18 protein-coding genes are annotated in these 20,867 nt (G+C 50.1%); 13 read left to right on the forward strand and 5 right to left on the reverse strand.

The annotated features are described in order from the left end of the window. Nucleotides 1-65: 65 nt before the first annotated feature. From CLV60_RS21475 to secG, 4 genes are all read left to right on the forward strand, one after another. The gene (locus CLV60_RS21475; protein ID WP_106597423.1) at nucleotides 66-1,361 is read left to right on the forward strand and encodes a sigma-54 interaction domain-containing protein; all 1,296 of its coding nucleotides are present in this window, start codon (nucleotides 66-68) and stop codon (nucleotides 1,359-1,361) included. Then, nucleotides 1,351-1,872: an LptE family protein gene (locus CLV60_RS21480; RefSeq protein ID WP_223403765.1), complete on the forward strand. Its 522-nt coding sequence runs from the start codon at nucleotides 1,351-1,353 to the stop codon at nucleotides 1,870-1,872. Before CLV60_RS21475 ends, CLV60_RS21480 begins: the two co-directional genes overlap by 11 nt. 60 nt (nucleotides 1,873-1,932) lie before the next feature. Beyond that, nucleotides 1,933-2,586, forward strand: a complete 654-nt coding sequence (locus CLV60_RS21485; protein WP_106597424.1) for a DUF8458 domain-containing protein — start codon at nucleotides 1,933-1,935, stop codon at nucleotides 2,584-2,586. A gap of 115 nt (nucleotides 2,587-2,701) precedes the next feature. Further along, nucleotides 2,702-3,109 (forward strand): preprotein translocase subunit SecG, encoded by a 408-nt coding sequence (secG, locus tag CLV60_RS21490; protein ID WP_106597425.1) that lies wholly within the window; start codon nucleotides 2,702-2,704, stop codon nucleotides 3,107-3,109. Between the two features lie 76 nt (nucleotides 3,110-3,185). Here secG and CLV60_RS21495 read toward each other — a convergent pair whose 3' ends face one another. Then, the gene (locus CLV60_RS21495; protein WP_106597426.1) at nucleotides 3,186-3,893 is read right to left on the reverse strand and encodes a hypothetical protein; all 708 of its coding nucleotides are present in this window, start codon (nucleotides 3,891-3,893) and stop codon (nucleotides 3,186-3,188) included. 227 nt (nucleotides 3,894-4,120) lie between these two features. Here CLV60_RS21495 and CLV60_RS21500 point away from each other — a divergent pair, with 227 nt between their 5' ends. Both CLV60_RS21500 and groL read left to right on the forward strand, forming a co-directional pair. Then, entirely contained in the window at nucleotides 4,121-4,417 is a 297-nt protein-coding gene (locus tag CLV60_RS21500; protein WP_015812198.1) for a co-chaperone GroES, read from the forward strand. A 54-nt stretch (nucleotides 4,418-4,471) separates the two neighbouring features. Then, on the forward strand, nucleotides 4,472-6,103 hold the full coding sequence (gene groL / locus CLV60_RS21505) for a chaperonin GroEL (protein ID WP_106597427.1): 1,632 nt from the start codon (nucleotides 4,472-4,474) through the stop codon (nucleotides 6,101-6,103). Nucleotides 6,104-6,183: 80 nt separating this feature from the next. Here groL and CLV60_RS21510 read toward each other — a convergent pair whose 3' ends face one another. Beyond that, nucleotides 6,184-6,855 (reverse strand): ABC transporter ATP-binding protein, encoded by a 672-nt coding sequence (locus CLV60_RS21510; RefSeq protein ID WP_106597428.1) that lies wholly within the window; start codon nucleotides 6,853-6,855, stop codon nucleotides 6,184-6,186. Between the two features lie 85 nt (nucleotides 6,856-6,940). On the opposite strand from CLV60_RS21510, the gene sucC reads away from it, so the two are divergent. Beyond that, nucleotides 6,941-8,164 carry an ADP-forming succinate--CoA ligase subunit beta gene (sucC, locus tag CLV60_RS21515; RefSeq protein ID WP_106597429.1) on the forward strand — a complete coding sequence of 408 codons (1,224 nt, stop codon included), beginning with the start codon at nucleotides 6,941-6,943 and terminating at the stop codon, nucleotides 8,162-8,164. 152 nt (nucleotides 8,165-8,316) lie between these two features. On the opposite strand, the gene CLV60_RS21520 is transcribed toward sucC, so the two are convergent. From CLV60_RS21520 to CLV60_RS21530, 3 genes are all read right to left on the reverse strand, one after another. Further along, nucleotides 8,317-9,651 carry a GntP family permease gene (locus CLV60_RS21520; RefSeq protein WP_106597430.1) on the reverse strand — a complete coding sequence of 445 codons (1,335 nt, stop codon included), beginning with the start codon at nucleotides 9,649-9,651 and terminating at the stop codon, nucleotides 8,317-8,319. Nucleotides 9,652-9,653: 2 nt separating this feature from the next. Then, nucleotides 9,654-10,805, reverse strand: coding sequence for an alpha/beta hydrolase family protein (locus tag CLV60_RS21525; RefSeq protein ID WP_106597431.1), 1,152 nt, complete (start codon nucleotides 10,803-10,805; stop codon nucleotides 9,654-9,656). Nucleotides 10,806-11,041: 236 nt separating this feature from the next. Then, the gene (locus tag CLV60_RS21530; protein ID WP_106597432.1) at nucleotides 11,042-11,941 is read right to left on the reverse strand and encodes a diacylglycerol/lipid kinase family protein; all 900 of its coding nucleotides are present in this window, start codon (nucleotides 11,939-11,941) and stop codon (nucleotides 11,042-11,044) included. A 45-nt stretch (nucleotides 11,942-11,986) separates the two neighbouring features. Between CLV60_RS21530 and CLV60_RS21535 the strand changes: the two genes are divergently transcribed. The 6 genes from CLV60_RS21535 to CLV60_RS21560 all read left to right on the forward strand — a co-directional run bounded on the left by CLV60_RS21535 (nucleotide 11,987) and on the right by CLV60_RS21560 (nucleotide 20,767). After that, nucleotides 11,987-13,024 carry an App1 family protein phosphatidate phosphatase gene (locus CLV60_RS21535; RefSeq protein ID WP_106597433.1) on the forward strand — a complete coding sequence of 346 codons (1,038 nt, stop codon included), beginning with the start codon at nucleotides 11,987-11,989 and terminating at the stop codon, nucleotides 13,022-13,024. A gap of 63 nt (nucleotides 13,025-13,087) precedes the next feature. Beyond that, nucleotides 13,088-13,774, forward strand: coding sequence for a response regulator transcription factor (locus CLV60_RS21540; protein ID WP_106597434.1), 687 nt, complete (start codon nucleotides 13,088-13,090; stop codon nucleotides 13,772-13,774). Nucleotides 13,775-13,780: 6 nt separating this feature from the next. Next, a complete protein-coding gene (locus tag CLV60_RS21545) occupies nucleotides 13,781-15,148 on the forward strand; it encodes a sensor histidine kinase (RefSeq protein WP_106597435.1) in 1,368 nt (455 codons plus the stop codon). Nucleotides 15,149-15,263: 115 nt separating this feature from the next. After that, nucleotides 15,264-16,511 (forward strand): TolC family protein, encoded by a 1,248-nt coding sequence (locus tag CLV60_RS21550; protein WP_106597436.1) that lies wholly within the window; start codon nucleotides 15,264-15,266, stop codon nucleotides 16,509-16,511. Between the two features lie 53 nt (nucleotides 16,512-16,564). Then, nucleotides 16,565-17,653, forward strand: coding sequence for an efflux RND transporter periplasmic adaptor subunit (locus tag CLV60_RS21555; protein ID WP_106597462.1), 1,089 nt, complete (start codon nucleotides 16,565-16,567; stop codon nucleotides 17,651-17,653). A gap of 6 nt (nucleotides 17,654-17,659) precedes the next feature. Further along, entirely contained in the window at nucleotides 17,660-20,767 is a 3,108-nt protein-coding gene (locus tag CLV60_RS21560; protein ID WP_106597437.1) for an efflux RND transporter permease subunit, read from the forward strand. Nucleotides 20,768-20,867 lie beyond the last annotated feature (100 nt).

Consider the following 20,867-nt stretch of genomic DNA (forward strand, 5'->3'; position numbering starts at 1 on the left):
TTCTTTTAAACCCGTTTTGACAATTAACTAAGGCTTTCCGCCTGCCGGAAGCCCTCAGATATTTCATGGATTCATCGGAAATACAAGCCATAAAGAACCGCTTCGGGATCATCGGCAACTCGTCGGGCCTGAACCACGCGATCAATGTGGCCGTGCAGGTCGCAGCGACTGACCTGACGGTTTTGATCACCGGTGAAAGCGGCAGTGGAAAGGAATCATTTTCCAAAATCATACATAGCCTCAGTGCCCGCAAGCACGGGCCATTTATCGCTATCAACTGCGGCGCCATCCCGGAAGGAACGATCGATTCGGAATTGTTCGGGCACGAGAAAGGCGCTTTTACCGGTGCACTGGATGCCCGGAAAGGGTATTTCGAAACAACCAATAGTGGAACCATTTTCCTCGACGAGGTAGGCGAAATGCCGCTTGGTACCCAGGCGAGATTGCTCCGCGTGCTGGAAAACGGCGAATATATTCGCGTAGGATCGTCCAAAGTTTTGAAGACAAATGTCCGCGTAGTAGCCGCTACGAATGTCAACCTGCTCGATGCCGTCAACCACGGAAAGTTCCGGGAGGACTTGTATTACCGGTTGAATACGGTACCTATTTACGTCCCGCCGTTGCGTGACCGTGGCGAGGATATCCTATTGCTTTTCAGGAAGTTTACCAATGATTTCTCCGAGCGGTATCGCACCAAACCCGTGAGGCTTGACAGCGAAGCGCGTGACCTATTGCTCCAATATTCGTTTCCGGGCAACATCCGTCAGCTGAAAAACATAGCGGAACAGATTACCATCCTGGAAACAGATAAGGAACTGCCGATCAGCATCGAAACGCTCAACCATTACCTGAACCCCGTGCAGCCGTCAAGCCGTAAGGCATTGGTACCGTTGCGCTCCAGTGATGGCGATGGCACTTCGTTTTCGGAAAGGGAGCTTTTATATAAAGTACTTTTCGACATGCGACGGGATATGACGGAATTGAAAAAATTGGTCAGAAATGTTCTTGAAAACGACAAGTATGGCGGCGATATCCTGAAAGACCATCAGGAGCTGTTCAGCTCGTTGAACAATTCGGAGCCGATCATTACTACGCCCACTATCGAGCCGTCCCGTCTGCTCACTCCGCCCCAGCCCCGTACCGTGGATCTGGACCGCTACTCCGACGAGCGTGACGAAATTGAAGATGTGGTGCACGTGACAGCAGAAGAAGAATCCCTTTCTTTGGAAGATAAGGAGAAGGAAATGATCATTAAGGCACTTCGCAAAAACAATAACAAGCGAAAATACGCCGCCAATGCATTGGGCATTTCCGAGCGCACGTTATACAGGAAGATCAAACAATACGACATTGAAGAATAATAGTAGCGCCCGAAAACTGTGGGTATTTCTGATACTCATTTGCCCTGTTTTCATGTCGGGCTGCGGGGTGTATTCATTTACAGGGACCAACCTTTCTCCCGATATCAAGACATTCAGTGTGCTCAACTTCACGATGGGTACCGCGGGTGGGCCAAGTGATTTGCCTCAGCGACTGACGGAGGATCTGAAAGAATACTTTCAAAGAAACACGAGTCTCGTAAGCCAGCCCGGCGGAGGGGACCTGGTACTGGAAGGTTCGATTACCGGCTATGATGTAACGCCAGCCGCTCCGACAGCCAATGACCAGGCAGGCCTTAACCGGCTGAATGTGACTGTGCAAGTGCGCTATACCAATGCGAAGGACGAGACGAAAAACTTCGATCAGTCGTTTACCTACTACGCAGATTTCCCTCAGGATCAAACACTTAACCAGAACGAAGCTAGGTTACTACCGACCATTCGCGAAAACCTTGTGCAGCAGATATTTAATAAATCGGCAGCCGACTGGTAGGAAAAGCACTACCCGAACTTTCAATTTCAACAACCTGAATTTCTCAACACAACCCGGAATATGGCGCTCATCGATAAGGAAACATTTGATCAGCTGGTGAAAAACCCAGGCCTGATTACGGCAGATGTGATCCCGCAGCTGGAGGCCACGATCAAGGCATTTCCGTACTGCCAGATCCCCTATTCGATGCTGGCCAAGGCATCGAGCCTCGCCGGTACCGAAAAGCTGGAAGAGACCCGCCCGCGCGCGGCTGCTTACGCCCTCAGCCGTGTCGCATTGCAGCAACTCGTGGAGAGCGACAATGAGCGTTACGACGCTACCGTGGATGTGGACGACATTCTCGAACCGCAATTGGCACCCGAGCCGCTCGATAGCGACGACATATTAATTAATACCGTCGAGCAGCAGGCTTCCGCCGAACTGCAGCGCACCGAGGAGCAGCGCCGCCAGCAGCAGATCATCCAGGGTTTCATGAAAAAGAACCCGCGCATTACGCGCCAGGACAACAATCTTGAACCGATTAGTATAGATCTCAGCAGCCGCTTGGCAGGGGGAAGTGAAGGAGGCATTGAAACCGAAGCATTTGCCAATATCCTCATCCGGCAGGGCAAAATTGAAAAGGCGATAGACGTCTATCAAAAATTGATTTTGAAAAAACCGGAAAAAAGGAATTACTTTGCGAAAAAATTGAGCGAATTATACGCCCGGTCGTAATGAGTTCATGAGTTCAAAGTCAAGAGGTCAGGAAGTCATTAGGTCAGGTAGTAGTTCATTCACACATCCACACATTCAGTCATTCAAAATTCAGTCATTCAAAATTCATTAAAGCATGTATTTGGGTTTAATTATTCTGGTTGCCATTGTTGCAGTATTGTTGATTTTGGTCGTCTTGGTCCAAAATTCAAAAGGTGGAGGGCTTTCAAGCGAGTTTAGCGGCGCAGGAACTACCCAAATGTTCGGTGTTAAAAAGACTACCGACCTTCTCGAACAAATCACGTGGGGTCTGGCAAGCGCGGTGATCATTATCTCACTGGCTTCTTATATTATGGTGGGCGGAGACAACGCCGGCGCTGGAATCAACAGCGTGAACGTAGAAAGAGCTCAGAATGCAGTGGTACCAGGCGGCAAAATCGCTCCTGCACCTGCCGCGACGGAAGGCGCGGCACCTGCTGCGGGTGAAGCTGCACCTGCCGCAACAACACCTGCTGCAACTCCTACCGACACTGCTAAGAAATAATTGAGGCAATCGTCCAAAAGAAAATCCTGCGACCAACATCGCAGGATTTTTTTATGCCGTGGAGTCAAACCCGGAATTAGGCTACATGAATCTCCCGCAACATCAATCGCTCCGCCACAGGCAGCAGCGTTTCGTGCAAAGGATAATCATATCTGGATTCCACCACATAAGTAGCAGGATTCGGCATCGCCTGATTTCGCTTTGTGAGGTCGACCTTGATCTGCGAGATCGTATTGCCGAGGCCGATGCGCACAGTATCGACGTAAACCGTTTTCAGGTAACGCTCTTTCAATGCGTTATACAATGCGAGCTGGTATTGAAAAATGCTCACCAGCGGCTGAAATGTATGCAAAAACAGCAGGTAACCTTCCTGCAAATGCAACGGCACAATGCCCACCGGCGAAACCTTCACATTCTCCTCCACTTCTGAAAAACGCTCCGAGCCCTCTTCGATGGATTTCGAGAAGCGGGGGATTGCAAAATCCAGAATGTAGTTCAGATCGGACATAAAAGAATCGTCCTGGTGCGTCTCTTCGTACTGCAACTGCCAGGTTTTGACGTCGATTCCTGTCAGATTTTTGGGTAAACTGGTCCTGATCCTGCTTTTATTATCCTGGATGCTGACACAGGCGTCAAGGTGCAGCTTCAATTCTGGCAGGCAAGGGTGCAATCGGTTGTGTGTGAACTGGTCCCGGACGTGCTGGAAATACGCCATCAGCACATATTTTTTGTATTCAAAATCAAAAATTCCTTCGGTAAGCCAGTTTTTATCGAGCTCTGACATAGGGGTTTTCAATTTGGTGCCGATAAAATTTAGTGAATTCCATCGCTGAAAGCAAGATTTCAGCATTCCTGACACGCAAATGACATTATAGTACTATAACGCCACGCAGGAGTACAAATTTGTCACACTTGCCGGAAAAAATGTCAGAGCAAACCCGCTGGCACAGATTGTGCTATCGGGATGGAAGTCTAATCATTACTGACAATTAAAATAAACGTTTAATATTTATGTCAACTTTAGCAGAAATACAAGTGAATGTACAACCGCTAGCTGACCGCGTTCTTATCGAACCTGCCCCAGCCGAAGAAAAAACAGCATTTGGTATCATTATCCCTGATACTGCAAAGGAAAAGCCACAACGCGGAACCGTATTGGCAGTAGGCCCCGGTAAAAAAGACGAGCCTCTTACAGTAAAAGTTGGAGATACCGTATTGTACGGTAAGTACTCAGGCACTGAATTGGCATACGAAGGAAAAGACGTCCTGATTATGCGCGAGTCGGATATCTACGCGATCGTAGGTTAATCCAACGCTCTCAAATTCAACAGTTTCTCTTAAAGTTTTTCAAATTAAAAAGTTATGTCTAAGAAAATATTTTTTGACACAGAAGCACGCGATAAGATCAAAAAAGGCGTGGACACCCTGGCTGACGCCGTTAAGGTTACATTGGGCCCTCGCGGTCGTAACGTGGTAATCGACAAGAAATTCGGTTCTCCAAGCATCACCAAGGATGGTGTTACTGTTGCCAAAGAAATCGACCTGAAAGATCCTATCGAAAACATGGGAGCTCAGCTGGTGAAAGAAGTAGCTTCCAAAACTGCTGATTCAGCGGGTGATGGTACTACTACTGCTACCGTTCTTGCACAAGCGATCTACTCGATCGGTGTGAAAAACGTAGCGGCTGGCGCTAACCCAATGGACCTGAAACGCGGTATCGACAAAGCGGTTGGTACGATCGTGAAAGACCTGGAAACTCAGAAAAAAAATATTTCTACTTCAAAAGAAATCGCTCAGGTTGCAACTATCTCTGCAAACCATGACGAGGAGATCGGTAACATGATCGCCGAAGCGATGGAAAAAGTAGGTAAAGAAGGTGTGATCACCGTTGAAGAAGCTCGCGGAACTGAAACAGAAGTTAAAACTGTGGAAGGTATGCAGTTCGACCGTGGTTACCTGTCTCCATACTTCGTAACCAACACTGAGAAAATGGAAGCTGAGTTGGAGCGTCCATTCATCCTGATCTCTGAGAAGAAAGTTTCTTCTATGAAAGAACTTCTTCCTGTGTTGGAAGCAGTTGCACAAACCGGCCGTCCTTTGCTTATCCTTGCAGAAGACGTTGACGGAGAAGCATTGGCTACATTGGTAGTAAACAAAATCCGCGGTGCATTGAAAGTAGCGGCTGTTAAAGCTCCTGGTTTCGGTGACCGTCGCAAAGCAATGCTGGAAGATATCGCTATCATCACTGGCGGTACCGTTATCAGCGAAGAGCGTGGTTTCAAACTTGAAAACGCTACTTTGGACTACCTCGGTACTTGCGAAAAAGCGATTATCGACAAAGACAACACAACCTTGGTTAACGGAAGCGGTGCATCTGAAGACATTCAGGCACGTGTTAACCAAATCAAAGCGCAGATCGAAAACACTACATCTGACTACGATCGCGAAAAACTTCAGGAGCGTCTGGCGAAACTGTCAGGTGGTGTAGCTATCCTTTATATCGGTGCTGCTACTGAGGTTGAAATGAAAGAGAAAAAAGACCGCGTTGACGACGCCCTTCACGCAACACGTGCTGCGGTAGAAGAAGGTATCGTTGCTGGTGGTGGTGTAGCGTTCATCCGCGCAACTGCTTCTCTCGACGGCCTGAAAGGCTCTAACGAAGACGAAACAACCGGTATCAACATCATCCGCGCTGCACTCGAAGCTCCTTTGAGAACGATCGTGTCTAACGCTGGTGGCGAGCCTTCAGTTGTTATCAACAAAGTAAAAGATGGTTCAGGTGCTTTCGGTTACAACGCGAAAGACAACACTTACCAAGACCTTCTTGAGGCTGGTATCATCGATCCTAAGAAAGTATCTCGTCTGGCTCTCGAAAACGCAGCATCTATCGCTGGTCTGTTGTTGACAACAGAATGCGTTATCGCTGACGAACCAGAAGAAGCTCCTGCGGCAGGTGGCCACAGCCACGGCGGCGGAATGGGCGGCATGATGTAATCAGCCTCCGTTTCTTCGGAACATATAAAAAGCGGCTGTCAGGTAACTGGCAGCCGCTTTTTTGTGGGTATTAAAATGTTTTATGCCAAATGCTGGACCATCAACCCATCCTGCATTACTAATCTCCTGTCGGCCATTTCGGCTAATTCTTCATTGTGCGTCACAATGATAAACGTCTGCCCCGTTTCATCCCGAAGCTTAAAGAACAATTGATGCAAATCCAATGCATTATGAGAATCGAGGTTACCAGACGGTTCATCGGCTAGTACAATCGCTGGTCGGTTCAATAATGCACGGGCTACGGCCACGCGCTGCTGTTCACCGCCGGAGAGTTGGGAAGGCAAATGGTCCATTCTTCCGCCGAGGCCAAGCAATTCAAGCAATTCTTTCGCCCGTGCCTGAATGTCCTTTTCATTCACATTCCCATTGATATAACCCGGCATACATACGTTTTCCAATGCGGTAAACTCAGCCAGCAGGTTATGGAACTGGAAAATGAAGCCGATCTTTTCATTCCGGAAGCGTGCGAGCTCTTTATCCTTTTGGGCGAAGACGTTCGAGCCTTCAATGAAGACCTCCCCTTGCTCCGGCCGGTCGAGCGTTCCGAGGATGTGCAGGAAGGTACTCTTGCCCGCGCCCGACGGCCCGACGATCGCTACTACTTCCCCCTTTTTCACTTCCAGATCAATGCCTTTTAAAACCTGCAATGACCCGTAAGTACGCCTGATCCCGCTCGCCCGAAGTAGCTCCATATTGAAAAGATAATTGCGTCGAAAACTCGCCCGTTTTGATTAAATGCTTAATTTGCCGTGAAAATACCAATTTACTTTTATACTCATGAATATTCACGAATATCAAGGCAAAAGCGTTCTTAAAAAATACGGTGTGCGTATTCAGGAAGGCCTCGTAGCCGACACTCCGGATAAGGCGGTAGAAGTTGCACGTGAGCTCAGCCAGCAGACAGGCACCAAGTGGTATGTTGTAAAATCCCAGATCCACGCAGGTGGCCGCGGTAAGGGCCGTATCGTCGGCAGCGAGCAGCGCGGTGTGGCGTTGGCTAAGTCGGTTGAAGATGTCAGGACCATCTCCAACAACATCCTGGGCAAAGTATTGGTAACGCACCAGACCGGTGCAGAAGGCAAGCGAGTAAACAAAGTCCTGATTGCAGAAGACGTATACTACCCAGGCCCTACCGAGCCGAAAGAATATTACCTGTCGATCCTCTTGGATCGCGGCAGAAACTGCAACGTGATCATGGCCAGCACCGAAGGCGGTATGGACATCGAAGAAGTAGCAGAACATACTCCTGAGAAAATCATCAAAGAATGGATCGATCCTAAGGTTGGATTGCAGCCGTTCCAGGCTCGTAAGGTGGCATTTGCCCTTGGCTTGGAAGGTGACGCGTTCAAGGAAATGGTGAAATTCATCTCTGCATTATACAGAGCTTACGCGGAAAGCGATTCGTCGATGTTCGAAATCAACCCGGTTTTGAAAACATCCGACAACAAAATCCTCGCAGTAGATGCCAAGGTTGATCTGGACGACAATGCATTGTACCGTCACCCTGAACTGGCCGAAATGCGTGATACCAACGAAGAAGATCCTTTGGAAGTAGAAGCAGGTGCCAACAACCTGAACTACGTGAAACTGGACGGAAACGTAGGTTGTATGGTAAACGGAGCCGGTCTGGCGATGGCTACCATGGACTTGATCAAACTTTCGGGCGGTGAGCCTGCCAACTTCCTCGACGTAGGCGGTGGCGCGAACGCACGCACGGTAGAAGCAGGTTTCCGTATCATCCTCAAAGACCCGAACGTAAAAGCGATCCTGATCAACATCTTCGGCGGTATCGTTCGTTGCGACCGTGTTGCTGCGGGTGTGGTGGAAGCTTACAAAGCAATCGGTGAGATTCCGGTGCCTATCATCGTTCGTCTGCAAGGAACCAATGCGGAAGAAGGTGCACGCATCATCAACGAATCCGGTCTGAAAGTATACTCTGCGATCGAGTTCAAAGAAGCAGCTGCAAAAGTTTCAGAAGTTCTGGCTGAGCTGGGCGTTTAAGGAACTGTCTCAGGGCTGACATAATGTTAAAACGTTAATGTCACCCTGAGCGAAGTCGAAGGTATAGCGTGATGCAAATACCCTTCGACTTCGCTCAGGGTGACATTCGTTTTACGACAATACCTGACCTCCTGACCACACCTGACAATTCCCTACCCAAGAATCAAATACAACACCATCGTCGCTGCAAAACTGGCAACACCCTGCAAGCCCGTCAGAATCGTATGCGTGCGATAAGTATCCCTGGCCGAAATACCGGTAAACTGCGACACCACCCAAAACCACGCGTCATTCGTATGCGAAACGATCATGGCTCCACTGCCGACCGCCATGACTACCAATGTTATTTGAACAGGCGTTACAAAACCGAGCGATGCCAGTAGTGGCGCCAGGATGCTCGTGGTGAGCACCATGGCCGATGTAGTAGACCCTTGGGCTGTTTTAAAAAAAACTGCAATCAAAAAAGCGATCACCAGCAGGTAACCTCCCGACATTTCATTGTGCAGGAGCCATTCGCTAACCATTTCTTTCAAAGAAGTTTCCTTCAAAATCGCACCGAATGCACCTCCCGCGCCTACAAGCACGAGCGTGGTGCCGCAATGCTCGATGCCGCTTTTGAAACAGGCCATCATGCGCTGCGACGCATTTTCAGGAAAAAGCGAATAGCTGAAAAATATCGCCAGCAGGAAGGATACCAGCGGACTCCCGAGGAAGCTCAGCCAGCGTGTAAGTTCTTCCGGGAAATGCAGGATTTTGGCAAACGAGGCCAGGGTAATGAGCAGAATCGGCAATACAATGGGCATGAACGCCTTCCAGGCTGGCGGTAGCAGCTGCTCCTGAATCATTTGCGGCTCTTCTACTGCCGCATCATCAATCAACTTCACATTTTTAGCATACTTTCCGGCAAACCAGGTCGATAGGAAAAGGCTGGGGATGGACACGACCAAGCCGATAAGAATGACCAGGCCAATAGAATCAGGGATGCCGAGGTTACCGGCTGCCGACAATGGTCCAGGCGTAGGCGGTACCAATGTATGGGTGGCAAAAAGACCGCCGGAGAGCGACAATGCAATGGTAGCAAGCGGCTTACCGGTTCTTTTCGCTACGATCTGGTTGAGTTTATGTAAAATAATAAACCCCGAATCGCAGAACACGGGAATGCCCACAATGCCACCGATGACCGACATCGCAAACGCCGGTCTCTTTTCACCAAACAACTTTAATATCACATCGGCGACCTTGATCGCCGCCCCCGATTTGTCCAGGATAGCTCCTATTACACACCCCAGAATCACCATCAGTCCAATTTTGGACATCAATTCTCCAAAGCCTTTTCCAATGGTTTCAGCCAGCTTATCGATCGGCAGACCTGCGAAAACGCCGACACCAAGCGCCGCCAGCAGCAGCCCCACGAGCGGATGCATTTTCAAAACGGTGGAACTGAGAACAATAAACGCAATGGCGGCCAGTACGATGACAAATATCATGCTTACAAAAGTTTAAGCACGGCTTCGTCACCCATTACCGCATTCGCCGGACGCGGATGGCTTGCGTCGAAAACAGCCAGGTCTTTTTGTTCCAAAACCTTTGCAGGCTCCTCGTCAATTTGCCCGTCTTTATTCGTCACAGCTTTAAGATCCAGTTTCAGATGTTTGGCCATGAATGCGTACATCGCTTTCCGTTTCGATGGGCCATAGTCGTGCTTTTCGTTGGCCAAATGCACGGCTTCCAGGTTATCCTTTTTGTTGTAGAGCGAATAGATCTTTTGCATAAAAGGGTATTCAACATCCGGCGTGTTCTTGGTCCAATCGCCGCCATCGGAGATCATGATCATCGGGCGCGGGGCGGTTAATGCGGCAATCTCCACATTATTGGTTTGATATTCCCCTTTTTTGTGGATCGGCAAGCCGCTTTCACAAACGCAGCCGCCAAAGAAATAGGCCGAAACCATCACCACCGGAACCGAAACTTTCACTCGATTATCCAATGCAGCCAGCAGGAAAGTCTGCGTCCCGCCACCCGATTCGCCGGTACACGCCACGCGATTCGGATCAACTCCGGGAACAGACAAGAGAAAATCGAGCGACCTAATGCTGTTGATCGTTTGCAGTTTCAATGCCTTTGCCATTTTGTGTTCGCATTGTTTGGCGTCCCCCTGCCCTACCATGTCCCATACGAACACGATCGCGCCCATACGTGCGAGCGTCGCGCAACGCTTCTGCGTCTGCTCGCGGAAGCGCCCGTGTGGGTTCTCGCCATGCCCGTGCGGCGCGAGGATGGCTGCATAGGATTTCTGCTGTTTCAATGGTCGGTACAAATTACCCGTCACGTAAATGCCCGGCATGCTTTCAAACGCGACATTTTCGATGGTGTAGCCGTCCATCGTTCTTTTGGAATGGATAATCGGTTTGGAAGCCGGTTTCTCAGGTAATGTTTGCAAATCCATCCCATTCCGAATCTGCTGGCGGATTTGCGCCGCGCGGGCTTCCCATTCCACCCGGGAAGCAGGGATATGTTTTTCGAGAAATTCTTTGCCTTGTTCTTCGGTGAAATAGGCGCCCTGGCAGAGTTCGGCTTGCTGAGCAAATGTCGTGGAGGCGAGGCCGAACAGGCCGAGAAGGATGGTATATCTGATTTTCATGCAAATTGCAGTTTGGTCAGAAAAGCGCGTCAAGTATAGAGAATACTGTTACAATACGACCATATTTGGCCCGGAGGGCCATCCTGTTTCTAGCAAAATACGATATTGATGATGTTCGCACCCCAGCGGGGTGTCCTGTATTGTTCCGCAGGAGGCTCCCCCGGAGCCAAAATACAGTTTGTTATAATCTTGGTTCCTATAAACAGGACGCCCCTCCAGGGCAGCACTTTCGGCCGTTACTCGTTCGTTTCCCGCAACCCAATCGGAATCGCAACTTTCACATATTCCTTCAATATCACTGCTTCCAGCTCCTCGACCAGCCCTTTATATTCCCCATCAATCTGAAAATGCGCGGCTTTCTGGACACATTCAATCTTCGCTTTCTCGACAGAAATCACTTTCATAATTTCAGGGTTAAAATCCGTGCTGCCGGCCAGGATCTTGGCTGTTTCAATAAAATCCAGCTTCTTGGCAATCACCAATTCGAAAAAACCGTCGCACATATCTCCTATCGGATTGATACTCACTCCTGTACCATACTTTTTGGCGTTGGCGATGATGACTATCAATGCTTCGGTTTCAAGGACTTCTTCGTCCGTTGTGATTTTTACGTCGAAGTTTTCGTGCTCACTCAATGTCCTGAGCATTTCCCGTGCATAGCCCAATTTTCCACGCGTATCGCTGTCTTCGTAGTTTTTAACCAGCAATGCATTTAGACCAATATCTGCTAAATGAAGGCTAATTTCCCCATTAATCGATACGGCATCTATCGCAGAAACCTCTCCTTCAAATGCCACCTCCAATGCCTGATCAATGGAGCCTGAAAGACCGAAATCGACGGAAAGCCCATTGGCAGACCCGGCAGGGATAATGCAAAGAATGGCATCGGTACCGTGTAATGCTTGTGCTACCATGGAAATAGTTCCGTCGCCGCCGGCTACCAGCACGCGCTCCGGCCTGATATTTTCAACCATTTCGCGGATGGTCTGCTGATCGTCGTCGCCGGTGGTGTTGTAAATGCGCAGGTCGCAGCCCTCGGCTTCCGATTTTTCAATAACCCTTTCAAAAATTACATCCTTGTTCACGTCCCCGGAAATGGGATTTACTACCAGCAAAACTTTCGGTTGTGAAGACATATTCGATAAATTAGGGACCTGATGTCGTAGAGGATAAAGATAGTTATGAAACGTTGTGACTTAAAACTATACCGTGGCTACGCCAACAAAAAGGAACTCGTTGTGTTTGGCCATGTGGTGAAAAAATACCCTTCCGGTGACCGGAAATATACCAGACGTGGATTTCGCTACGCAAAAACCATCATCGAGCTCTTCTCCATTAAAACCATTCCGTTTTTGAAGATTGTCCTGCATTTGGGGGATAAGACCTTCGAAACGACTGCCGAAGCCGACGGCTACTTCCGTTTTCAGGTCCCGCTCGACGCCGAAATGCCGGGCGGCTGGCACACCTACCGCGTAACACTAGACGACGAAATGAACGGCAAAAAATACCACGCCGAAAGCTCGGAAGAATTTTTCATGCCTTACAAAAGCTCTTACGGCATCATTTCCGATATCGACGACACATTCCTGATTTCGCATAGTCGCCGTTCTTTCAAGAAGTTATTTGTTTTGCTGTCCAAAAACGTACAGGCTCGGAAGCCTTTTGACGACGTGGTGAAGCATTACCAGCTGCTGTCCTTCGCGAGTCGCACGCACCCACACAAAGACAGCAACATCTTCTTTTATGTGTCGAGCAGTGAATGGAATTTGTATGATATGATCGTTCGGTTTGCAGAGTTAAACGGGCTTCCCAAGGCTGTTTTAAAACTAAAAAAAATCAAATCGGGCCTTGATGATTTTGTAATGACGGGGAGCGGCTCGCATGAACATAAGTTGCGAAAAATCCACAATATCATCAATTTCTACCCCGAATTGCAGTTTATATTGCTCGGAGACGACTCTCAGAAAGACCCGGAGATTTACGAGGAGATTTGCCGCACGTTCCCGCAGAGCATACGCGCCGTGTACATGCGCCAGACGCGCAGGAGGGCCAAACCGCACACGGCTGCATTGCTGAAAAACATCCAGGACCTCGGCATTGATACCTGCTACTTCGCGCACAGCAATAAGGCAATCATCCATTCGCTCGACCAGGGCATCGTTTTCCAGACACCGGAAGAGCCGGAAGTGAAGGAAATTGTGGAGAAAGCGGTTTCCTGACGGTTGTTTTTTGGCATTTTTCAGCACTTTCGTAACTTGACCTCTCCCTTTTTTGGAATACACATGAAAAAAATCCTGATCGTTGAGGATGACCGCAGGATCGCGCAGAACATTTTCCGCGGACTGGCTGCCGAAAATTTTGAGGCGGAGATCGCCTATGACGGCATTACGGGCAAGCAAATGGCCCTGGAAAAGAAGTTCGACCTGGTGTTGCTGGATGTAAACCTGCCGGGTATGAAGGGCTACGACGTCTGCCAGCAAATCAGGATCTATAAACCGTCGCTGCCTATTATCATGCTGACGGCCTTCGGGGAAATCGAGGACAAAGTGGAAGGACTGAACAGCGGCGCGGACGATTACATCGTGAAGCCATTCGATTTCAGGGAATTACTCGCACGCGTGAATGCCGCGTTGCGCGTGTCGGACCTTTTGAATCCTGAAACTTCCGACAAAATCCTGCGCATTGCCGACCTGGAAATGAACCTCGGCACCAAGCAGGTGAAACGCGCAGGCAACATTATCGATCTCACAGCCAAGGAGTTTGCATTGCTCGAATACTTCCTCCTGCACCGCGGGCGGGTGGTTTCGAAAATGGACCTGGCCGAGCACGTGTGGCACCTCAATTTCGACCCCGGAACCAATGTGGTGGAAGTGTATATCAATTATCTACGCAAAAAAGTCGATAAAGACTTTCCGACCAAGCTCATCCACACCCGGCCGGGCATGGGCTATATTATGAAAGAAGAATAACCTCCTATGAAGATCAAAGACCGCATCGCCCTCCAATTCACGCTCCTGGTAGCGGGGGTGCTTTTGCTGTTTTCCATTGCCATTTACAGCGTTTCGGAACATTACCGGCAGGAAGAATTTTACGATCGCCTGCGCAGCCGCGCACGCACGACCTGCCGCCTGCTCGTGAAAGTGAAGGGGATTGACAAAGACCTGCTCAAAGCCATCGACCAGAATACGCTTTCGGAAATGCTGGACGAAAAAGTACTGATTTTCGATCCCAGAAACGAGCTGATCTATTCCAGCGTCGACGATAAGCTGCTTACCTACCACACATCGCTCCTCAACGAAGTACGCCAAAAAGAATACATGGAGTTTCACCAGGGCGAAAACGAGGTGATCGGGCTGCTCTACCAGGAGAGCGACGACCCGCTGGTGGTACTGGCCTCCGCCTACGACACTTTCGGGCATAGCAAACTGCAAAATTTGAGAAGTACGCTGGGTTGGGGATTGCTGGCGGGAATCGCGGTGACGGTCGGACTCGGCATTTACTTCGCAGGGAATGCATTGAAACCCATCAGCCGCATTAATGCACAGGTGTCGCTCATTACGGCCCAGAATTTATCCCAAAAGCTCGACGAAGGCAACCGGAAGGACGAAATTGCGCAGCTTGCCATCAACTTCAACACCGTACTTTACCGGCTCAACAAGGCATTCGAACAACAGAAGAGCTTTGTATCGCACGCGTCGCACGAGTTGCGAACGCCATTAGCCGCCCTGAAATCCGAAATCCAGCTCGGACAGCGCTTCAATAAGGACAATCCCGAAATTGAAGAGGTTTTTGCGAACCTGTTTTCGGATACCGAACGGCTCATCAGCATTACCAATAACCTGCTTTTCCTCGCCCGTTCGTACGAGAATATGGGCAGCATGAAAATGGCGCACGTTCACATCGAAGACCTCGCGTTCCTGGCCAAAGAAGAGCTGCTATCCTCCCATCCCGATTACAATGTGGTGATCGATTACGAAACGATTCCGGAGAATGAGAACCAAACCGTGATCGAAGGCAATGAGGAACTGCTCAAAAGAGTGTTTACCAACCTGCTCGACAATGCATGCAAGTATTCTGCCGACCATAGCGCACAGATACTGATCTCGTCCGACGACAAATCGTGCATCGTGAAGGTCCGCGACCGGGGAATAGGGATCAGCGAGGACGACCTCCCGCATATTTTCAACCCCTTTTTCAGGTCGTCCAATGCTACCGAGCTGCCGGGATTCGGGATAGGACTTTCCATTTGCCAGCGCATTGTGGAGTTGCACCATGGCACCATTTCAGTGACCAGCGAAATCGGCAAAGGCAGCGAGTTTCAGGTCCAGCTTCATCATATATGACCTCCCGGCTCGGCGCTCCCGGTTCGGTGCGCCGGCTTTCTAATTTTTTTCTAAGGTTATTTTAAGGCTGGTGTAATACCGGTGTCGGAATATCGCACATTCTAACACGGAAATTATGCGCATTTACCTCACCGGGCTCTTAGTACTCCTAACAACCGCCTTACACGCACAGGACACACTGCGGCTCTCGATCCGCCAGGCCGACAGCCTGTTCTTGCAAAACAACCTTGAAATCCTGGCCGAAAAGTACCAGATCGACATTGCGAAGTCGGTCGAAATCCAGGACAAGCTTTGGAACAACCCCACTTTCGGGGTCGAAATCAGTGCCTACAACCCGTCTCGCGGCGCGTTGGACGTGGGTAGGAACGGCCAGAAAGCATTCACGATCCAGCAACTGATCACGCGCGCCGGCAAGCGCAACAAGCAGGTCGCATTGGACGTGGAGTCGACGCGCAAAACGGAATTCCAGTTTTACGACTTGATCCGCACATTAAAATTCGAGCTGCGTCAGATCTTCTTCGAATCATATTACCTCGAACAAACCATCGCGCTGTACGACAACCAGATCGGCACGCTCCGCACGACCGTCAATGCATTTGACAAAGAGTATAATCGCAAGAATATCTCGCTCAAAGAGGTTGTCCGCCTGAAAGCGCTCCTGTTCGAGCTTACTAACGAGCGTGCCAATATCCTCTTTGAATTACAGGAAAACCAGCGTGACCTCCGCACCCTGCTGAGCACCGACCGCCCCATCAAATCGCTCGTCGACAGCACGGAAATACAGCGCTATCACCTCGACCGCTACAACGTGGCCGCATTGAAAGAAAAAGCCTTGCAAAGCCGCGCGGATTTGAAAGTGGCGCAATCGGAGACGAAACAGGCCGAGCTCAATTACACATTGCAAAAAGCATTGGCGAAGCCCGACGTGCAGATCGGCGCCGTGTATGACCAGGCGAGCAACTACCAGAACAACTACTTCGGTGTGAATGCGTCTATGGCCCTGCCCTTCTTCAACCGCAACCAGGGTAACATCCGCGCGGCGAAAAGCAACATCAGCTACTACAAAACAGCCGAGAATGCAAAGCAAAATGCGGTAAACAACGAAGTCGACGCCGCCGTGCAGAAGGTAGGCATTGCCGACAAGGCTTTCCAAAGTGTCGAAGGCCAGTTCACCGACCAGTTCCAGCTCCTGAGCAACGGCATTTACGACAACTTCCAGAAACGGAATATTTCACTGCTGGAATTTATAGACTTCATCGAGACCTACAACGAGAGCATCAAGGAATATAACCGCCTCCAAGCCGACCGCATCAAGGTATACGAGGAGCTCAATTACGTCGTCGGCGAAGAGCTATTCAACTAACCATTCAAACTGAACACAACTTATTCACGGCATTGCCATTAATGCATTCCCCAATGAAAAATTCACTGTATGTTGTCGTGCTGGCCGCTGTTGGCGTGTGGCTGACCTCCTGCGAAAAAAAGAAGACCGAAAGCGACGAATCGAAGGCATTCATGCTTTCGGATACCATGATGAGCCGCATTAAAATCGACACCGTGCGTACAGAGCCGGTCCGTAACGAACTCACACTCGTGGGTAAAGTGGTGCCGGACGAAAACCAGGTCATTAAAGTATATCCGCTGGTAGGCGGTAATGTGGATGAAGTGGATGTGGAGCTTGGCGACAATGTCCGCAAAGGCCAGAAACTCGCAACGATCCGTTCCGGCGAGGTGGCGGATTTTGAGCGCCAGATGATCCAGGCACAGTCCGATTTGCTCATTGCACAGAAAAACCTGTCATCCACCGAAGATTTGTTCGAAAGCAAACTGGTACCGGAGCGCGACGTGATCTCCGCCCGCCAGATTGTAGACAAAGCACAGGCGGAGCTGAACCGGGTTAAGGAAGTATTCTCGATCTATGGCTTAGGTAAATCCACCAACTATACTGTGAAATCGCCCATTAATGGCTTCATCATCGACAAAAACGTGAACCGCGGCATGCAGCTGCGCTCGGATAACTCGGAAAGCCTCTTTACCGTGGGCCAGATTGCCGATGTGTGGGTGATGGCCAATGTGAATGAGAGCGACATCCCGCGCGTGAAGCTGGGCATGCCTGCGGAAGTGCGCACGATCAGTTTCTCAGACGAGGTTTTTAAAGGGAAAGTCGATAAAATCTACAACGTCCTCGACCCGGATACCAAGGCGATGAAAATCCGCATTCAGTTGCAGAATGTAGGTTTCAAACTCAAACCGGAAATGCACGCGACCGTCACCCTCAACTTTGAAGAAGGCGAGCAAATGCAGGCGATCCCGTCGCAAGCCGTCATTTTCGACCGGAGCAAGAACTGGGTAATGGTGTACCACAGCCGCACAAAAATCGAAACACGCCCCGTGGAAGTGTACCGCTCCCTCGCAAACACCACCTACGTGCGTGAAGGCCTTAAACCCGGCGAAACGATCATTTCCAAAAACCAACTCCTCGTTTACGACGCGCTTAACGACTAATATCTCATGAACAAATTCATCCGAGGCATCGTGGGCTTTTCGCTCAAGAACCGGTTCTTCATATTCTTCATGACAGGCCTGCTGATCATTTCGGGCATTGTCAGCTACCAGAACACACCGTTGGAAGCGTTTCCGGACGTGACCAACACGCAGATCATCATCGTAACGCAATGGAACGGGCGCAGCGCGGAGGAAATAGAGCGTTTCGTAACCGTACCGATCGAAGTCGCGATGAACTCCGTGCAGCAAAAAACCAATGTACGGAGCACGACCATGTTCGGTTTGAGCATTGTCAAAATCATTTTTGATGATAATGTAGAAGACTTTTTCGCCCGGCAGCAGGTCAACAACCAGCTCCGTACCGTGTCGCTGCCTGATGGCGTCGAGCCCGACGTGCAGCCGCCTTACGGCCCTACGGGCGAGATTTTCAGGTTTACATTACAAAGCAAGGACCGTGACAGCCGCGAACTGCTAACGCTTCACAAATGGGTGATCGACCGCCAACTCCGCAGCGTACCGGGCGTGGCCGACGTGGTGGCATTTGGTGGCCGCGACAAGATTTACGAAGTGCAGGTGAACCCTACCAAGCTCGTGAAATACAACATTACGCCGCTGGAAGTGTACCAGGCTGTTACCAAAAGCAATATCAACGTCGGCGGCGACGTGATCGAGAAGAACGGGCAGGCCTATGTGGTGCGCGGGATCGGGTTGCTCAACTCCATTCCCGACATTCAGAATATCATTGTTGAATACATCAAAGACAACCCGGTGCTGGTGAAGGATGTGGCCGATGTGAAGGAATCGGATATGCCGCGTGTGGGACAGGTAGGACTCGATGGCAATGACGACGTCGTGGAAGGGATTGTGGTACAAAGAAAAGGCGAAAACCCGAGCGAAGTGCTGGCGCGGGTGAAAGACAAGATAGAGGAGCTGAATACCAAAATTCTTCCGCCCGACGTCAAAATGGTCACATTCTACGACCGAGATAACCTCATAGAGTTCTGTGCGCACACCGTGAAGCATAACCTCGTGGAAGGAATCGTGCTCGTGACCGTGATCGTGTTCGTATTTATGGCCGACTGGCGTACGACCGTCATCGTGTCCATCATCATACCATTGGCCCTGCTATTCGCATTCATGTGTTTGAAATTGAAGGGCATGTCGGCCAACCTGCTTTCGATGGGCGCCATCGACTTCGGGATCATCATCGACGGTGCCGTGGTAATGGTGGAAGGGATATTCGTAGCGCTCGATCACCTGGCTCATCGCAACGGCATGGACCGGTTCAACAAGCTGTCGAAACTCGGGCTCATCAAGCGCACCGGCGGTGAGTTGGGCAAGGCTATTTTCTTCTCCAAACTCATCATTATCACAGCATTAATACCCATTTTCAGTTTCCAGAAAGTGGAGGGCAAAATGTTTACACCACTTGCTTACACGCTCGGTTTCGCATTGCTGGGGGCACTGCTCTACACGCTCACATTGGTGCCGGTGCTATGCTCCATTTTGCTCAAAAAGAATGTGCGTGAAAAGAGCAATCCGGTGGTCCGCTTTTTCGACAAAACGGTAACCAGAGGCTTCGAGTGGTGCTATGCCCGTAAAAAACTCAGCGTGATCTTTGCATTTGCATTTCTGGGTGTCACACTCTTCTCGGCCAAATTCCTGGGTACAGAGTTCTTGCCGACCCTCAACGAGGGGGCATTGTGGGTGGAAGCCAAGATGCCGATGAGCAGCTCTCTGGCCGAAACCACCAAAATGGTGACCACGCTTCGTGCCAAGCTGAATGAGTTCCCGGAAGTAAACGGGGTATTATCCCAAACCGGCCGTTCCAACGACGGTACCGACCCGTCGGGCTTCTATTATGTGCAAATGCAGGTGAATTTGAAGCCTAAGGAGGAATGGAAGCGTAAAATCAGCCAGGACGACCTGATCGAAGAAATGGATGCGAAGCTGAAACAATTTCAGGGCATTAACTACAACTATTCGCAGCCGATCATCGACAACGTAGCCGAAGCAGTGGCGGGGATGAATGCGAGTAATGCCGTGAAGATCTACGGCGACGACCTCGAAACATTGAACAACAAGGCTAATCAGGTGCTGGAAGCGATCAAGAATGTGCCGGGTATCAAGGACGTGGGCATTCTGCGGAATATCGGCCAACCCGAAATCAGCGTGATCCTGCATGACCACAAAATGGCACAATACGGCGTGAGCATTGCCGATGCGCAGGCTGTGATCGAAATGGCGATCGGAGGTAAAACGGCGTCCATTCTGTACGAAGGTGAGCGGAAATTCGATATCCGCCTGCGTTACGAGCAGCAGTACCGCCGCACGGTCGACGATATTCAGCAGTTGATGGTGCCAACGCTCACAGGAGGCAAAATTCCGTTGAAAGAAATTTCCACGATCCGCACCGTTACCGGCCCGGCATTCGTGTACCGCGATAATAACAAGCGCTTTATCGGTGTGAAATTCTCCGTCCGCGAGCGCGATCTGGGTAGTACCATCGCCGAAGCGCAATCGAAGGTGAAGCCATTGCTTTCGAGTTTGCCGAAAGGTTACTCGGTAAGCTGGTCGGGGGAATTCGAAAACCAGGTACGGGCTACGGCACGGCTGGGCCAGGTGGTGCCCATCAGCCTGGTTGGTATATTCATTCTGCTGTTCATCATGTTCAGCAACGCCAAAGACGCCGGCCTGGTGCTGATCAACGTGCCGTTCGCACTAATCGGTGGTATTCTTGCGCTTCACGTTACGCACATGAACTTCGGTATCTCTGCGGGGGTGGGTTTTATAGCCCTTTTCGGTCTCTGCGTGCAGAATGGCGTAATATTGATTTCCGTATTCAATAAAAACCTGGCTGCCAGAATGACGCTCGATGAGGCGATCAGGGAAGGGGTGAAATCACGGATCAGGCCGGTGATCATGACGGCCCTGATGGCTGCCATTGGTTTGTTACCCGCAGCGGTATCCACCGGCATTGGTTCCGAAACCCAGAAACCGCTGGCGATTGTGGTAATCGGCGGGTTGATCACTGCGACCGTGCTCACGCTGCTGGTATTCCCGATCATCTACGGTTTCTTCAACCGGAAAGTCAAGGTTTCAAAATATGCGTGAGGATCGGGGCTGACTAAAAAGGCCCGAGTCAATTTGGCTGTAAATAGGCTTTTTGGATTTTTGAGACTGATAGAAGCCTGGTTAAATTAACAAGGGGTCA

It is taken from the genome of Dyadobacter jiangsuensis (assembly GCF_003014695.1).
GTDB classification, from domain to species: domain Bacteria; phylum Bacteroidota; class Bacteroidia; order Cytophagales; family Spirosomataceae; genus Dyadobacter; species Dyadobacter jiangsuensis.

Coding starts and splice junctions, on each gene's coding strand:
- CLV60_RS21560 (WP_106597437.1), top strand. CDS start 17,660: ATGAACAAATTCATCCGAGGCATCGTGGGCTTTTCGCTCAAGAACCGG.
- CLV60_RS21475 (WP_106597423.1), top strand. CDS start 66: ATGGATTCATCGGAAATACAAGCCATAAAGAACCGCTTCGGGATCATC.
- CLV60_RS21520 (WP_106597430.1), bottom strand. CDS start 9,651: ATGATATTTGTCATCGTACTGGCCGCCATTGCGTTTATTGTTCTCAGT.
- CLV60_RS21550 (WP_106597436.1), top strand. CDS start 15,264: ATGCGCATTTACCTCACCGGGCTCTTAGTACTCCTAACAACCGCCTTA.
- CLV60_RS21535 (WP_106597433.1), top strand. CDS start 11,987: ATGAAACGTTGTGACTTAAAACTATACCGTGGCTACGCCAACAAAAAG.
- CLV60_RS21555 (WP_106597462.1), top strand. CDS start 16,565: ATGAAAAATTCACTGTATGTTGTCGTGCTGGCCGCTGTTGGCGTGTGG.
- CLV60_RS21495 (WP_106597426.1), bottom strand. CDS start 3,893: ATGTCAGAGCTCGATAAAAACTGGCTTACCGAAGGAATTTTTGATTTT.
- CLV60_RS21540 (WP_106597434.1), top strand. CDS start 13,088: ATGAAAAAAATCCTGATCGTTGAGGATGACCGCAGGATCGCGCAGAAC.
- secG (WP_106597425.1), top strand. CDS start 2,702: ATGTATTTGGGTTTAATTATTCTGGTTGCCATTGTTGCAGTATTGTTG.
- CLV60_RS21545 (WP_106597435.1), top strand. CDS start 13,781: ATGAAGATCAAAGACCGCATCGCCCTCCAATTCACGCTCCTGGTAGCG.
- CLV60_RS21530 (WP_106597432.1), bottom strand. CDS start 11,941: ATGTCTTCACAACCGAAAGTTTTGCTGGTAGTAAATCCCATTTCCGGG.
- CLV60_RS21510 (WP_106597428.1), bottom strand. CDS start 6,855: ATGGAGCTACTTCGGGCGAGCGGGATCAGGCGTACTTACGGGTCATTG.
- CLV60_RS21485 (WP_106597424.1), top strand. CDS start 1,933: ATGGCGCTCATCGATAAGGAAACATTTGATCAGCTGGTGAAAAACCCA.
- groL (WP_106597427.1), top strand. CDS start 4,472: ATGTCTAAGAAAATATTTTTTGACACAGAAGCACGCGATAAGATCAAA.
- sucC (WP_106597429.1), top strand. CDS start 6,941: ATGAATATTCACGAATATCAAGGCAAAAGCGTTCTTAAAAAATACGGT.
- CLV60_RS21525 (WP_106597431.1), bottom strand. CDS start 10,805: ATGAAAATCAGATATACCATCCTTCTCGGCCTGTTCGGCCTCGCCTCC.
- CLV60_RS21500 (WP_015812198.1), top strand. CDS start 4,121: ATGTCAACTTTAGCAGAAATACAAGTGAATGTACAACCGCTAGCTGAC.